Raw genomic sequence first — 14,142 nt, forward strand, 5'->3', positions numbered from 1 at the left:
GCCTGTCCTTCGATACGCCATTTCGACAAGCTCAATGGCTACTCAGGACGAACGGGCCTGGGGGCTGTGGTCGCCCCACCCTTCCACCACCCTCTCCACCACGATAGAGCAGCATGATGGCGGTCAGTGACGCACTTCCGAACATCAACCGGCGGTCGCTGCTGATCGGCGGTGGCGTGGGGGTCGGCCTGTTCGTTGCCTGGGGCGTCTGGCCGCGCAGCTATGCACCCAACCTGACGGCCGCGAAGGGCGAGACGGTCTTCGGCGCGTGGCTCAAGATCGGCCTGGACGGGCATGTCACGGTGGCGGTCGCGCAGGCCGAGCATGGCCAGGGCGTCTACACCACCCTGCCGCAGATCCTCGCCGACGAGCTCGGCGCCGACTGGCGCACCGTCGCGGTTCAGCCGGCGCCGCTAAACCCGCTCTACGCCAATGCGATGGCGGCTGACGTGCTGTTCGAAGGCGTGTTCGATGCCTTGCCGGCGCCGCTGCGGTCGGGCCATGCGGCGCGCACCGCGCTGGTGCTGACCGGCGGATCGACCTCGGTGCGCGCGTTCGAGGACGATCTGCGCGACGCGGGCGCGGCCGCGCGAGTGCTGTTGTGCAAGGCGGCGGCGAAACGCTGGAAGGTCGACTGGCAGGCCTGCGGCACGGCCGGCGGTTTCGTCATCCACGGTACCGACCGGATACGCTTCGGCGAGATCGCGGCCGAGGCGGCGGGCGGAACGCTGCCCAATCCGTTGCCGTTGCGCAGCGGCGAGGCCAACCGCCTGCTCGGCCAGTCGCTGCCCCGGCTCGACGTGCCGTCCAAGGTCGACGGTTCGGCCAATTTCGCGGGGGATGTCCGCCTGCCCGACATGGTCTTCGCCGCGATCCGCCAGGGGCCGGTGGGCGACACGAAGCTGATCAGCGTCGATCGCGCCGCCGCCGGGCGAATCCGCGGCGTGCTGTCGGTCGCGACCAACGACAATTGGGTCGCCGCGATCGGCAGCAACTGGTGGGCGGCCAACCAGGCGCTCGCGGCGATGCGGCCGCGCTTTCAGACACGCGGCGCGATCATCAGCTCGAGCAGCATCGACGACGCGCTGACCGCCGCGCTCGACGGGCCGGGCGAACGCATGGCGGCCGAGGGCGACCTCTCGGCCGCGTTCAAGGGGGCCCGGCTGGTCACCGCCGAATATAGCGCCGGCCTCGCGGTTCATGCGGCGGTCGAGACGATGACGGCAACCGCGCATTATGCCGATGGCAGGCTTCAGCTCTGGCTGCCGACCCAGGCGCCGGGCCTCGCCCGTGCGGCGGCGGCGGCGGTGCTCGGCCTGTCGGAGGACAATGTCGTGGTCTATCCGATGCTGATCGGCGGATCGTTCGGCGCCAATCTCGAACATCTCGCCGCGGAGCAGGCAGCGATCCTCGCGGAGAAGCTCAAGCGCCCGGTGCAGCTCGTCTGGTCGCGCAGCGAGGACATGATGCACGACCGCTACCGCCCGCCCGCCGCCGCGCGGATGTCGGCGCGGCTCGGGCCCAACGGGCAGATCCTCGGCTGGCTCGCCAAGATCGCCGCGCCGACCACGGGGCGCGAGCTTGCCGGGCGGCTGATGGGGGGCGACAAGGCGGCGCGCGCGGCGCTTGCCCTCCCGGCGGTGGGCGATGCCTATGCGGTCGCTGGCGCCAAGCCCATCTACCGTATCCCGGCCTATGCGATCGACCATCATCCGGCGGAGATCGGCGTGCCGACCGGCCATTGGCGGTCGGGGGCACACAGCTACACCGCCTTCTTCACTGAATGCTTCCTCGACGAACTGGCGCATGTCGCCGGCACTGAACCGCTGTCGTTCCGCATCGGCATGCTGGGCGGCGATGCGCGGCTGGCGCGGTGCCTGTCGACCGCCGCATCGCTGGGCGGCTGGGAAGGCGGCATCCCGGGCAGCGGCCAGGGCATTGCCTGCCACAGCTTTCGCGGCAGTCACATTGCGGTGCTGGCCGAGGCGCATATCGACGAGGGTCAGGTGCCGGTGGTCGACCGGATCGTCGCCGCGGTCGATTGCGGGCGCCAGATCAATCCCGACGTGGTGCGCCAGCAGATCGAGGGCGGGCTGATCTTCGGCATGGCGGCGGCGCTGAGCGGTGCGACGACCTTCACCGAGAATGTCGCCGATGCGCGCACCTTCGGCGACATCGCCCTGCCGCGCCTGGCCGATACGCCCGACATCACGGTCGAGATGATCCGCAGCGAGGCCGATCCCGGCGGCGTCGGCGAACTTGGCGTGCCCCCGATCGCGCCGGCCATTGCCAATGCGCTCCAGGCCTCTACTGGCTTCCGCATGCGCACCCTTCCGCTGACCCCCGGCGAGGCATGACTTCGCCCGCCGGCCATCCGGCCATCCCGCCGCGCAGGATCGGCGTGCTGCTGGTCAACCTGGGCACGCCCGATTCGGCGGATGCCGGGGCGGTTAAGCGCTATCTCGCCGAATTCCTGTCGGACCGGCGCGTGGTGGAGATACCACCGATCCTGTGGCAACCGATATTGCGCGGTATCATCCTGAACACGCGGCCGAAAAAATCGGCGCACGCTTATGCGCAGGTCTGGCGCGAGGACGGTTCACCGCTGGCGGCGATCACCCGGGCCCAGGCGACGGCGCTGCGGGGTGCGTTCGGGCCGGGCGTGATGGTCGACTGGGCGATGCGATACGGCAATCCGGCGATCGCCGGCCGGCTCGCGGCGCTGAAAGAGGCCGGGTGCGATCGAATCCTGATCGCGCCGCTCTATCCGCAATATTGCGCGGCGACGACGGCGACCGCCAATGACAAGGCCTTTGCCGCGCTGGCGGAGATGCGCTGGCAACCCGCCATCCGCACCCTGCCGCCCTATCATGACGATCCGGCCTATATCGCCGCGCTGAAGGACTCGGTCGAGGCGTCGCTCGCCGCGCTCGATTTCGCGCCCGAGGCGATCGTCGCGAGCTTCCACGGCATGCCGCAGCGGACATTGGAGCTGGGCGATCCCTATCATTGCCAGTGCCGCAAGACGGCCAGGCTGTTGGGCGAGGCGCTGGGCCGGGAACTGATCGTCGCTTTCCAGTCGCGCTTCGGCCGGGCGAAATGGCTCGAGCCGGCGACCGACAGGACGCTGGAGGCATTGCCGGGCAAGGGCGTGAAGAAGGTGGCGATCGTCTCGCCGGGCTTCTCCGCCGATTGCCTGGAGACGCTCGAGGAGCTGGATATTCGCGGGCGCGAAAGCTTCATGGCGGCCGGCGGGACCGACTTCGCCTATCTGCCCTGCCTCAACGACAGTGACGTCGGGGTGAAAATGTTGCGCATTCTGCTGCAACGGGAGCTTGAAGGCTGGAACCTGCCCGCCTAGCCTTGGCCAACGGCTAACGGGAGAGAAGTATATGGCACGCGTAGCGATCGTCACTGGCGGCACCCGCGGAATTGGTGAGGCGATCAGTCTTGCGCTCAAGGATCTGGGAATGACCGTCGCCGCCAATTATGCCGGCAATGACGAGCGTGCCCGGGAGTTCACCGAGCGTACCGGTATCGCCGCGTACAAATGGGACGTGGGCGACTATGATGCCTGCCAGGAGGGCTGCGCCAGGGTCGCCGCCGAACTCGGCCCGGTCGACGTGGTGGTCAATAACGCCGGCATCACCCGCGACGGCACGATCCTGAAGATGACCTACCAGATGTGGAAGGAGGTCATGGACACCAATCTCGGCGGTTGCTTCAACATGGCCAAGGCGGTGTTCCCCGGCATGCGGGAGCGCAAATGGGGGCGGATCGTCAATATCGGGTCGATCAATGGACAGGCGGGCCAATATGGCCAGGTCAATTATGCCGCCGCCAAATCGGGCATCCACGGCTTCACCAAGGCGCTGGCGCAGGAAGGCGCGCGAGCCGGGGTGACGGTCAACGCGATCGCGCCCGGCTATATCGACACCGACATGGTCGCGGCGGTGCCGGCCGACGTGCTGGAGAAGATCGTGGCGAAGATCCCGGTCGGTCGCCTCGGCCAGGCGCATGAGATCGCACGGGGCGTCGCGTTCCTGTGTTCGGAAGAGGGCGGGTTCGTGACCGGATCGACGCTGTCGATCAATGGCGGGCAGCATATGTACTGACGATTGCAGGCGGCACCACGTGCCGCCGATGCGCGAAGCGCAGCAATCGGCACGGCCGGCGGGTGGGCCTGCCCACCCGACCGACGGCGGCTTTGCCGCCGACACGCCGTTGGAATGCCCTGTCCCCGACCGGGGAGAACCCCATAAAAGATGAGGGCCGGCGCCTTGCGGCACCGGCCCTCGCCCTCGTTACACCACGCGAGGGATTTCGTTAGCGGCGGCAATAACGCGGATCGTCAGAGCGGGCGATCGCGCGACCAGCCAGCGCGCCGGCACCGGCGCCGAGCACGGTGCCCAGCAGGCGGTCGCCGCGGCCGGCAACCGTGTTGCCGAGCAGGCCGCCCGCGATCGCGCCGATCACGGTGCCGCCGTCATTGTTGCAACGGTTGCGACGGTTGCGGTCATAGCCGCGATAGCCCCGGCGATCGTCATAGCCGCGATCATCATAACCACGGTCGTCGCGATAACCGCGGTCGTACCCGCGATCATAGCCGTCGCCGCGATACTCGCGCTCGTAGCGCTGCGCGGCGGCCGGCGTCGCGGGGATCAGCACGGTGGCGGTCATGGCGATCGCCGCACCGGCGAGAGAAAGCTTCTTGAGCATGGCGTGTCTCCTCTGGATGCCGTGTCGTTGGGCCTCTTATGTCCGCCCCGGCTTGAGCCCGTCCTGAATGGAGTCGTTAGGCAATGTTCATGAAGCGGATGCCGGTTGCGCGAGCGGTGCATGTCGATCAGGGCGATGGGGATGCGCATCCTCCAATCAGTCCTGCTGCTGCTTTTCCTGATACCGCCATGGATGGGGGAGAAGAGGCTGCCGCTGCTCGGGCCAGTCCCCCGGTTCGAGGCGAGGCGGGTCGGGCTGGACAACGCCAATCCCGGCCTGAAACGGGTCGGGCAACTGACCTGGCTCGGTGGCGTGGAGCTCACCAGCCCTGATCCGGCCTTTGGTGGATTCTCCGCGATGGCCGTCACGGGCGACCGTTTCACCCTGTTGAGCGACGGGGGCAGCATCGTGCGCTTCCGGATGGATTCGCGTGGGCGGCTGAGCGAGCGCAGCTTCGCCGAACTGCCGGCCGGGCCGGGCACTGGCTGGTCGAAGCAGGACCGCGACAGCGAATCGATGACGGTGGATCCGGAGACCGGCCAGGTCTGGGTCGGCTTCGAGCGGGCGAACGAAATCTGGCGCTTTTCGCGGGACCTTCGACGAAGCGAGGCGAATGCCGCGCCGCGGGTCATGGCCGGCTGGCCAGCGAATACCGGGGCGGAAGCGATGGCGCGCCTGCCCGATGGCGGCTTCATCGTGATCGGGGAACGGCAACCCTGGCCGGGGCACAAGGGCAGGGCGGCGATTCGTTTTTCGGGCGATCCCACCTTGCGACCCGATACGGGGTTCCGCTTCAGCTATGTGCCGCCGGATCATTATGATCCGAGCGACATGGCCGTGCTGGCCGATGGCAGGCTGCTGATCCTCAACCGGCGATTCGCGTTGCCGTTCACTTTTTCGACAAAGCTGACGGTGATCGATCAAGCGGCGATTCGGCCGGGCGCGGTGGTCCGCGGGCGGGAGATCGCGACGCTGGCGAGCCCGCTGATCCACGACAATTTCGAAGGATTGGTGGTGACGCGCGAGGGCAAGGCGACGATCGTCTGGATCGTGTCGGACGACAATCAGCTGTTCCTGCAGCGCAGCCTGCTGCTCAAGTTCAGGCTTGAACCCGAATCGCGCTGAGCGAAGGCGCAAGCGCGACGCGCCCGCTTCCCCGTAGGAAAGCAGGCCGGCATTTTTCGATTGTAATCGAAAAGGTTAGGCGGCCACCGCGACGGTGCCGAGCTTCTTGCGGACGTCGCGCTTCAGGCGGCGTGCGCGGAGCGACAGCTTGTCGTCCGAGGTCTTCACCAGCCAGTTGTCCAGGCCGCCGACATGCTCGACCGAACGCAGGCCGTGCGTGGAGACGCGCAGCTTGACGCTGGTGCCCAGGGCTTCCGACATCAGCGTGACGTTCTGCAGATTCGGCAGAAAGGTACGCTTGGTCTTGTTGTTGGCGTGGGAGACGTTGTTTCCCACCAGCCGGCCCTTGCCGGTCAGCTCGCAAATGCGCGACATGTGTCGTATCCTGAGTTTCGGCCAGACCGTGCTGGCTGGTCCCGTAAAGGCGGCGCGGATAGCCGTAACGGGACAGGGCGTCAACCGATTCAGCCTTTCCCCATGCAACCTAGTGCGGTGACGCGGCGTTATTACGCTAACGATTCGATTACCTCGATTGGAGAATGCCCATGCGCGCACTGCTAGCCCTGGTCGGAATCGCCGCCGTCGTGGTTGCCATCCTGCTCTCGCTCGGCCTGTTGACGCTCAAGACAACCCCCGGCTCATTGCCGACCGTCAGCGTCAATGGCGGCGCCGCGCCGTCGGTCGACGCGAATCTCGCCACGGTGAGCGTCGGCACCACCAACAAGACGATCGAAGTGCCTACCGTCACCACCACGGAGAAGACCATCACCGTGCCGACGGTAAAGATGAACAAGCCCGGCGACGTCGCGGCCAACAGCGCTCAATAATCTCAGGGCATAGCCCTGCGCCGTCGCCCGGGCTGGTCCGGGCGGCGATGCTGGGGCAAGAGGGGGAATGTTCCCTATTCCTGCCCCGATGCGCGCGGCGCTCGACGCCGCCGCCAAGGCAGCCGCCGCGGGCGAAGTGCCCGTCGGTGCCGCCGTGGTGCTCGACGGCAGGATCCTGGCGATAGCGGCGAACGCGCCGCGCGCCCTGCACGATCCGACCGCCCATGCCGAGATGCTGGCGATTCGCGCCGCCGCCGAAGCGATCGGCGGCGACCGGCTGTCCGACTGCGACCTGTGGGTGACGCTCGAGCCCTGCGCGATGTGCGCCGGCGCTATCGCCCATGCCCGGATCGCGCGGCTCTATTACGGCGCCAGCGACCCGAAGGGCGGGGCGGTCGAACACGGTCCGCGGCTCTTCGCCCAGCCGACCGTGCATCACCGCCCCGACATATATCCGGGGATCGGCGAGGGCGAATCAGCCGCGCTGCTCAGGGATTTCTTCGCGGCGCGGCGCTGAACCGGCCCCTCCCCGACGGGAGAGGGCTTTCCGGTCAGCGCAGGTCGCTTTCGGGGATCGGCACGACCTTGATCTCGACCCGGCGATTCGCGGCACGGCCCTGCTCGGTCTCGTTCGAGGCGATCGGCTGCATTTCGCCGAAGCCGCGAATGCCGATTCGCGCCGACCGCACCCCGCGTGTCGTGAGATAGTCGGCCACCGATTCAGCGCGGCGTTCGGACAGGTCCTGGTTATAGGATTCGCTGCCGGTCGAATCGGTATGGCCGTAGATATCGACATAGGTGCGGTCATACTGGCCGAGCACCTGGCCGACCTGGTCGAGCGTCCGCCGGAACTGGGGCGCCACCATCGCGCTGTTATGGGCGAAGTTGATTCCCGACGGGATGTTGAGGATCAGGTCGTCGCCCTGGCGGATGACCTGCACGTCGGTCCCCGCGGTGCGTGCGCGCAGGTCATGCTCCTGCTTGTCCATATACGCGCCGATGCCAGCACCGGCGATTCCGCCGATCCCGGCGCCAAGGATCTTCGCGGTCCGGTCGTTGCGGCCGCCGACGATGTCGCCGATCAGATAGCCGCCCAGCGCGCCGCCGATGCCGCCGATCGCTGTCTTGGAAAGGCGGCGCTCGCCGGTGACCGGATCAGTGGTGCAGGCGCTCGTCGTCACCAGCGCTGCGAGAGCGGCAACGGCGAGGACCCGATTCGAAGCCTTCATATTCTTTTCTCCCCTTGGACGCGCAATGGCGACCTCCGACCGGGGTCAAACACATTTTGCCCTCGGCTTGTTCCGCCATCGATTCGAACTTCGCGTCTTCGGGCGGTTGTGCCGGCGCGAGAAACCGGCCAAAGACTGGAGGCGCGCCATGGCACCGCTTCCCCCCTTCCCCTGGATCGACGTCGCGATCATCCTCGCGCTGATCGTGCTGAACGGTGTTTTCGCGATGGCGGAGCTCGCGATCGTCTCGTCGCGCAAGCCGCGGCTCGAGGCGATGGCCCGGGCGAAGAAGCGCGGCGCCCGTACCGCGCTGGCGCTGGCGTCAGACCCAGGCAAGTTCCTGTCGACCACCCAGATCGGCATCACGCTGATCGGCATCCTGGCCGGTGCCTATTCGGGCGCGAGCCTGGGCGGCCCCGTCGCCGCGCGGCTTGGCTTTCTCGGTCTGTCGGGGGACGCCGCGCAGACGATTGGCTTCGGCATCGTTATCGCGATCACCACCTATGCCTCGCTGGTCGTGGGCGAACTGGTGCCCAAGCAGATCGCGCTGCGTGCGCCGGAGCCGATCGCCGCGCTCATGGCGGGGCCGCTCAGCACCCTCGCCTGGGCGACGGCGCCGGTCGTCTGGCTGCTCGATTCGTCGAGCGGCGCGCTGTTCCGCCTGATGGGGCTGACCCGTGAGACCGAGGATCATGTGACGGCGGAGGAGCTCCACCTGATCGTCGCCGAAGCCTCCAAGTCAGGCGTGATCGAGGAGCATGAGCGCTCGATCATCTCGGGCGTGGTCCGCCTGGCCGACCGGCCGGTGCGGGAGGTGATGACGCCGCGCACCGATGTCGAATGGATCGACGCGACGCTTGACGACGCCGGGATTCGCGCCGCCCTGATGGCCGCGTCGCACAGCCGCATGCCGGTCGCCGACGGATCGGTCGACGCGGTGATCGGCGTCGTCCAGGCGCGCGACATCGCGGTGGCCCTGTTCAAGGGTGAGCCGCTCGACCTGCGCGTGCTGATGCGCCAGGCGCCGGTCGTGCTCGACCAGATCGATGCGATGGACGCGCTCGACGCGCTGCGCCAGGCCGAGGTGCCGATGGCGCTGATCCATGACGAATATGGGCATTTCGAAGGCATCGTGACGCCCGCCGACCTGCTCGCGGCGATCGCCGGCGAATTCGCGTCGGATACCGATCCGGACGACGCGCCCTCGGTGGTCGAGCGCGACGACGGATCGCTGCTGGTCGCCGGCCAGATGGCGGCCGACGCGCTGGCCGAACGGCTCGGTATCGATCTGCCCGAAGACCGCGACTATGCGACCGTCGCCGGCCTTGCGCTGGCCGTATTCCGCCATCTGCCCGGCGAAGGCGAGAGCTTCATCGAACAGGGCTGGAAGTTCGAGGTGGTCGATCTCGACGGGCGGAGGATCGACAAGCTGCTGGTGAGCGAGGCGCGGAAGAAGCGCTAGGAAGAAGGCCGGGACGGAAGAGACGGTCGTCGCGACCCGGACTTAACCGAGCTTGCCGAATTCAGCCTCATAGGCGGCACGATCGCCGGCGGCGAGCAGGCGGGCCTGCTCGATCCAGCGGTCCCGGGCGAGCCGCCCGCGGAAATTGCCCAGCCGCGCATCGAGATCGGCGGCCTGGTCGGGGCTCAGCGCCGCGATCTGGTCGATCCGGGTGATGCCCAGTTCCGCCAGCGCGGCGACCAGCTTGGGGCCGAGGCCCTTGAGCTGAGTCAGGTCGGTCCGTGCGGCAGCGGCTGGCTCCGGCGCGGATGGAGCATCAGACACGTCGGCGGCGATCGAGGCCGGGCTTGCGTCGAGCGGTGCCGCCGCCACGATCGGTTCGTCGGCGAGCGGCGGGGGGCTCGGCGCGACAGGGGGGGCAAGAGGCGCGATGATCGATTCGGGAGCTGATTCAGGCAAGGCTGGTTCAGCGGCGGCACGATTCGAGGAGACGGTTCGCTCCGTCGTGTCGCGCTGGCGCTTGAGCCTCATCCCCCAGAGGATGCCGACGACCACGACGATGGCGACCAGCGCGATCAGGATCAGGGGGGCGGTCGTTTCCATGGTCAGCTCCGAGTGGTGTCGGCCCCTTCTATCGCAGGAGAGGCCCGCAACGCCACCGGATCATCGGCCGCGCCGTCAGTCGCTGCCCGCCAGGCTGGCGGATACCAGTGCAAGTGCGTTGCGATTCGGCCTTGCCGACAGTCCACCCGGCGGGCTGTCGTGTAAAATCAGGGAATCAGCGGGTTCGGGCGATCTCGCGCCACCCAATGTCCTTTCGGCAAAAGCCGGTGGGGAAGTCGATCAAATCGATCGCCTGATAGGCGTCGGCCTGGGCTGTTGCGATATCGGAACCGATCGCGGTGACCGCCAGGACGCGGCCGCCCGACGCAACCAGCCGGCCGTGATCGAAGCGTGTGCCAGCCTGGAAGACGCGGGCGCCGAGTGCCTCTGCAGCGTCGATCCCTGCAATGGCGCCGCCGGTCTCGGGCGTGCCGGGATAGCCCTTCGCCGCCATCACCACGGTCAGCGCGGTATCGGGCGAGAAGCGGAGCGGCGCGCGCCCGGCCAGCCGTCCCTCGGCGGTGTCGAGCATCAGGTCGAGCAGGTCGTCCTCCAGCCGGGTCATCAGCACCTGGCATTCGGGATCGCCGAACCGGGCATTATATTCGATCAGCTTGGGACCGTCGGCGGTGAGCATCAGTCCGGCGAAGAGCACGCCCGAAAAGGGCATGCCGGCCGCTTTCATCGCCGCGACCGTGGGCAGCACGATCTCGTCGATCGCCTGTCGCTCCAGTTCGGGCGTCAGCACCGGGGCCGGGCTATAGGCACCCATGCCGCCGGTATTGGGGCCGGTATCGCCCTCGCCGACGCGCTTGTGGTCCTGGGCGGAGCCGAAGGTGAGGATCGCCTCGCCGTCAGTCAGCACGAACAGGCTTGCTTCCTCGCCGTCGAGGAATTCCTCGATCACCGCCTCGGCGCCCGCGACGGCGAACAGATCGGTGACGGCAGCCTCAGCTTCCTCCTGTGTCGTGGCGACCGTCACGCCCTTGCCGGCGGCGAGGCCGTCGGCCTTCACCACCACGGGCAGGCCGAAATCGGCGAGCGCGGCGAGGCCGCCGTCGCGCGACGTGACGCGCGCATAGCCAGCGGTCGGGATGCTGGCGCGCCGGCACAGATCCTTGGTGAAACCCTTCGAGCCTTCGAGCTGCGCCGCCGCCTTGTTCGGCCCGAAGACCGGAATGCCCATCGCACGGATATTGTCGCCGAGGCCGTCGACCAGCGGTGCTTCGGGTCCGATCACCACCAGTCCGATCGAATGGCGATGGCAGAAATAGATCACCGCGCGGTGGTCGGCCGGGTCGAGCTCGGCCAGTTCGGCATGCTGCGCGATCCCCGGATTCCCGGGAGCCGCATAGAGCTTGCCGAGGCGCTGCGATTGCGCCAGTCGCCACGCGAGCGCATGTTCACGGCCACCCGAGCCGATCAGCAGGACATTCATGACCGACCCCTTTTACGACGCTATTCAAGACGACAAGACCGGGCGGCTCGTAGCCGAGCAGATGCCGGGCGACAACGCCGCGCCGCTCGGCGTGGGCGAACTGGCACTCAAGCTGAAGCGTGTCGTCGAGGGTGAGTTCGGCCATGTCCGGCTGCGCGGCGAGATTTCGGGCTACAAGCGCGTCGCCTCGGGCCATGCCTATCTCAGCCTGAAGGACGATAGCGCGGTGATCGACGGGGTGATCTGGAAGGGGCAGGTCGCGTTGATCCCCTTCCAGCCGCAGGACGGGATCGAGGTGATCGCGACCGGCAAGGTCACCACCTATCCCGGCCGGTCGAAATACCAGATCGTGATCGAGCGGATGGAACTGGCGGGCGAAGGCGCGCTGATGGCGCTGCTCGAGAAGCTCAAGGCCGGGCTCGCCGCCGAGGGGCTGTTCGACAATGCCCGCAAGAAGGTGCTGCCCTATCTGCCGGGGGTGATCGGGGTGGTCACCTCGCCGACCGGCGCGGTGATCCGCGACATCCTCCACCGGCTCGAGGACCGCTGCCCGACGCGTGTCCTGGTCTGGCCGGTGAAGGTGCAGGGCGACGGTGCCGCGGCCGAGGTCGCCGCGGCGCTGCGCGGGTTCGACTCGATCCAGCCCGGCGGGCCGGTGCCGAGGCCCGACCTCGTCATCGTCGCGCGGGGCGGCGGCTCGATCGAGGATCTCTGGGCATTCAACGAGGAGGTCGTGGTGCGCGCCATCGCTGCCTGCTCGATCCCGATCATCTCGGCGGTCGGGCATGAGACCGATACGACGCTCGCCGATTTCGCCGCCGACCTCCGCGCGCCGACCCCGACCGCCGCGGCCGAGATGGCGGTGCCGGTGCTCGCCGACCTCCGCCTGACCCTGGCCGCGATGGGGCAGCGGACCGAACGGTGCGTGCGGCGCTATCACGAGCGCGGCCGTGAGCGGCTGGATGCGCTGGTCCGGGTGATCCCGAAGCGCGATGCGCTGCTCGGGCCGCAACGCCAGCGCGCCGACGATCTCGGCGCGCGGCTGGATCGCGGGCTGGAACGGCGCGTGACCCTGGCGCGGGGCGTACTCGACCGCTCGGCCGGGGCACTCCGGCTGTCAGTGCTTGAGCGGCGACTGGACGATGCGCGGATCAGGCTCGACCGGACCTGGCGGCTGGCTGAATCGCTCAACCCGGACCGGCTGCTCGAACGGGGTTATGTCCGGGTGTCGGCGCGCCCTTCGGGCGCGGTGGTCACGACCAGCGCGGCGGCGCGCACCGCCGGCGCCGTCACGCTCCACTTCCGGGACGGGCCTGTCGACGCGCGGGTTGAGCGCACGGGCGGCAAGGCATATGACAAGCCCGGTCCGGAACAGCCGAGCCTCTTGTGAGCAGAAATACGATGTTGATGTCGAACAGCGATCGCCCCGCACGCCTCCATTTCATGGCGAACGGATTCCGTGTGCTCGCGACGGGCGACCATGTCGTCTGCGCCCTGTCGGGCGAGCGGATCGCGCTGGAGGATCTCCGCTACTGGAGCGTCGCGCGGCAGGAGCCCTACGCATCCCCGCAACTCGCGATGCAGGCCATGGCGCCGCAATGACGCGATTTCGGCGCTGGATGGTGGGGGGCACCGCGCTGATCATCGCCGGAAGTTGCACTACCCCGTCGGTATCGCGGCCGACGATCCGGCCAGTCCAGGCCACTCCTCGCGTGGCGCCGACCGTCCCGTCGCAGCGTGTCCCCGTGCGGGCGAGCTTCAGCTACTCGGGCAGCATGATCCAGGGCGGCCTGGTGATCGGCATCGCGCCCGCCGGCACGAGCATGCTCTCCTTCGACGGCACCGCGATCCCCGTCGCGCCAGACGGCCGTTTCCTGATTGCGTTCGATCGCGATGCCAGGCCGACCGCGACGCTGGTCGCGACGCTTGGCGACGGGCGCGAGGTGCGCGACACGCTGACGGTCGCGCCGCGCGCCTGGGATATCTCGACGCTCGACACGGTGCCAAAATATCCGGTGCCCCAGCCTGAATTCGAGAAGCTGCGCCCGGCCGAACTCGCCCAGATCAACGCCGCGCGCCGGATCGTGACTGACGCGGACGGCTGGCGCGGGCCGTTCATGTGGCCGGTGCTCGGGCGGATCTCAACCCTGTTCGGGTCGCAGCGAATCTATCGGAACGGCGAGGCCGGCAGCTATCATTCGGGGCTCGACATCGCCCGCCCGACCGGCACCGTCGTGCTGGCGCCGGCTGACGGCGTGGTCATCCTCGCCGCCGATCATCCCTTCACGCTTGAGGGGAATCTGCTGATGATCGATCACGGCATGGGGCTGAACACCGCATTCCTCCATCTGTCGAAGATCACTGTCCGCCTCGGCGAACGGGTGAAACGGGGGCAGCCGGTCGGGCTGATCGGGATGACCGGCCGGGCCTCCGGGCCGCATCTCCACTGGGGGATGAAGTGGCGCGAATCCCGCATCGATCCGCTGCTCGTCGCGGGGCCGATGCCGGTCGCGCAATAGCGCTCCAGACCTTCGCAGTTGCAGCACGGTATCACGGGATACCGGCCATTTGCTGCCGAAACGCGTCGATTATGTGTCTTTTCGGATACAGATCGAGCGAAAGCAGCGCAGCGAATATGAATGGCACCTTTACAGTCGCCAACCCCGTGTCCCATCACGACGGCATGTCTCTTGGGGCCGTATTGCGTGCGGTCGATGGGGGCTTGGCAACCGCCCTACC

General features: G+C 68.1%; 15 protein-coding genes. 10 read left to right on the plus strand and 5 right to left on the minus strand.

Annotated features, from left to right (window positions below; genetic code table 11):
- Positions 1 to 113: 113 nt before the first annotated feature.
- The 3 genes from NDN01_RS22800 to phbB are packed head-to-tail and all read left to right on the plus strand — an operon-like array spanning position 114 to position 4,115.
- Entirely contained in the window at positions 114 to 2,357 is a 2,244-nt protein-coding gene (locus NDN01_RS22800) for a xanthine dehydrogenase family protein molybdopterin-binding subunit (RefSeq protein WP_272624379.1), read from the plus strand.
- Entirely contained in the window at positions 2,354 to 3,361 is a 1,008-nt protein-coding gene (gene hemH / locus NDN01_RS22805) for a ferrochelatase (RefSeq protein WP_272624380.1), read from the plus strand. Before NDN01_RS22800 ends, hemH begins: the two co-directional genes overlap by 4 nt.
- A 31-nt stretch (positions 3,362 to 3,392) precedes the next feature.
- Positions 3,393 to 4,115: an acetoacetyl-CoA reductase gene (gene phbB / locus NDN01_RS22810; RefSeq protein WP_272624382.1), complete on the plus strand. Its 723-nt coding sequence runs from the start codon at positions 3,393 to 3,395 to the stop codon at positions 4,113 to 4,115.
- Between the two features lie 211 nt (positions 4,116 to 4,326).
- Here phbB and NDN01_RS22815 read toward each other — a convergent pair whose 3' ends face one another.
- The gene (locus tag NDN01_RS22815; RefSeq protein ID WP_272624383.1) at positions 4,327 to 4,719 is read right to left on the minus strand and encodes a glycine zipper 2TM domain-containing protein; all 393 of its coding nucleotides are present in this window, start codon (positions 4,717 to 4,719) and stop codon (positions 4,327 to 4,329) included.
- A 141-nt stretch (positions 4,720 to 4,860) separates the two neighbouring features.
- Here NDN01_RS22815 and NDN01_RS22820 point away from each other — a divergent pair, with 141 nt between their 5' ends.
- The gene (locus tag NDN01_RS22820) at positions 4,861 to 5,844 is read left to right on the plus strand and encodes an esterase-like activity of phytase family protein (protein ID WP_272624384.1); all 984 of its coding nucleotides are present in this window, start codon (positions 4,861 to 4,863) and stop codon (positions 5,842 to 5,844) included.
- Between the two features lie 75 nt (positions 5,845 to 5,919).
- Here NDN01_RS22820 and rpmB read toward each other — a convergent pair whose 3' ends face one another.
- On the minus strand, positions 5,920 to 6,219 hold the full coding sequence (gene rpmB, locus NDN01_RS22825) for a 50S ribosomal protein L28 (protein WP_272624386.1): 300 nt from the start codon (positions 6,217 to 6,219) through the stop codon (positions 5,920 to 5,922).
- Between the two features lie 170 nt (positions 6,220 to 6,389).
- On the opposite strand from rpmB, the gene NDN01_RS22830 reads away from it, so the two are divergent.
- Positions 6,390 to 6,671, plus strand: coding sequence for a hypothetical protein (locus tag NDN01_RS22830; RefSeq protein ID WP_272624388.1), 282 nt, complete (start codon positions 6,390 to 6,392; stop codon positions 6,669 to 6,671).
- An 88-nt stretch (positions 6,672 to 6,759) separates the two neighbouring features.
- Positions 6,760 to 7,188, plus strand: coding sequence for a nucleoside deaminase (locus NDN01_RS22835; RefSeq protein ID WP_272624390.1), 429 nt, complete (start codon positions 6,760 to 6,762; stop codon positions 7,186 to 7,188).
- A 34-nt stretch (positions 7,189 to 7,222) separates the two neighbouring features.
- Here NDN01_RS22835 and NDN01_RS22840 read toward each other — a convergent pair whose 3' ends face one another.
- Complete coding sequence (locus NDN01_RS22840; RefSeq protein WP_272624391.1) at positions 7,223 to 7,900, minus strand: OmpA family protein; 678 nt, start codon at positions 7,898 to 7,900, stop codon at positions 7,223 to 7,225.
- Positions 7,901 to 8,048: 148 nt separating this feature from the next.
- On the opposite strand from NDN01_RS22840, the gene NDN01_RS22845 reads away from it, so the two are divergent.
- Positions 8,049 to 9,362, plus strand: coding sequence for a hemolysin family protein (locus tag NDN01_RS22845; protein ID WP_272624394.1), 1,314 nt, complete (start codon positions 8,049 to 8,051; stop codon positions 9,360 to 9,362).
- Between the two features lie 42 nt (positions 9,363 to 9,404).
- Here NDN01_RS22845 and NDN01_RS22850 read toward each other — a convergent pair whose 3' ends face one another.
- Together NDN01_RS22850 and purD are read right to left on the minus strand one after the other, a co-directional pair.
- A complete protein-coding gene (locus NDN01_RS22850) occupies positions 9,405 to 9,965 on the minus strand; it encodes a hypothetical protein (RefSeq protein ID WP_272624396.1) in 561 nt (186 codons plus the stop codon).
- Positions 9,966 to 10,140: 175 nt separating this feature from the next.
- Positions 10,141 to 11,403, minus strand: coding sequence for a phosphoribosylamine--glycine ligase (gene purD, locus NDN01_RS22855; RefSeq protein ID WP_272624397.1), 1,263 nt, complete (start codon positions 11,401 to 11,403; stop codon positions 10,141 to 10,143).
- Between purD and xseA the strand changes: the two genes are divergently transcribed.
- Genes xseA through NDN01_RS22870 form a run of 3 tightly spaced genes read left to right on the plus strand, consistent with a single transcriptional unit; the run spans position 11,402 to position 13,922 of the window.
- Positions 11,402 to 12,793, plus strand: a complete 1,392-nt coding sequence (xseA, locus tag NDN01_RS22860) for an exodeoxyribonuclease VII large subunit (RefSeq protein ID WP_443025162.1) — start codon at positions 11,402 to 11,404, stop codon at positions 12,791 to 12,793. The two genes, purD and xseA, sit on opposite strands and share 2 nt — an antisense overlap.
- A gap of 11 nt (positions 12,794 to 12,804) precedes the next feature.
- Positions 12,805 to 13,005, plus strand: coding sequence for a DUF2093 domain-containing protein (locus NDN01_RS22865; RefSeq protein WP_272624398.1), 201 nt, complete (start codon positions 12,805 to 12,807; stop codon positions 13,003 to 13,005).
- Entirely contained in the window at positions 13,002 to 13,922 is a 921-nt protein-coding gene (locus NDN01_RS22870) for a M23 family metallopeptidase (RefSeq protein ID WP_272624400.1), read from the plus strand. The genes NDN01_RS22865 and NDN01_RS22870 overlap by 4 nt, the downstream gene beginning before the upstream one ends.
- The last annotated feature ends 220 nt before the right edge of the window (positions 13,923 to 14,142 follow it).

Source organism: Sphingomonas sp. QA11 (genome assembly GCF_028473665.1).
Lineage (GTDB): Bacteria > Pseudomonadota > Alphaproteobacteria > Sphingomonadales > Sphingomonadaceae > Sphingomonas > Sphingomonas phytovorans.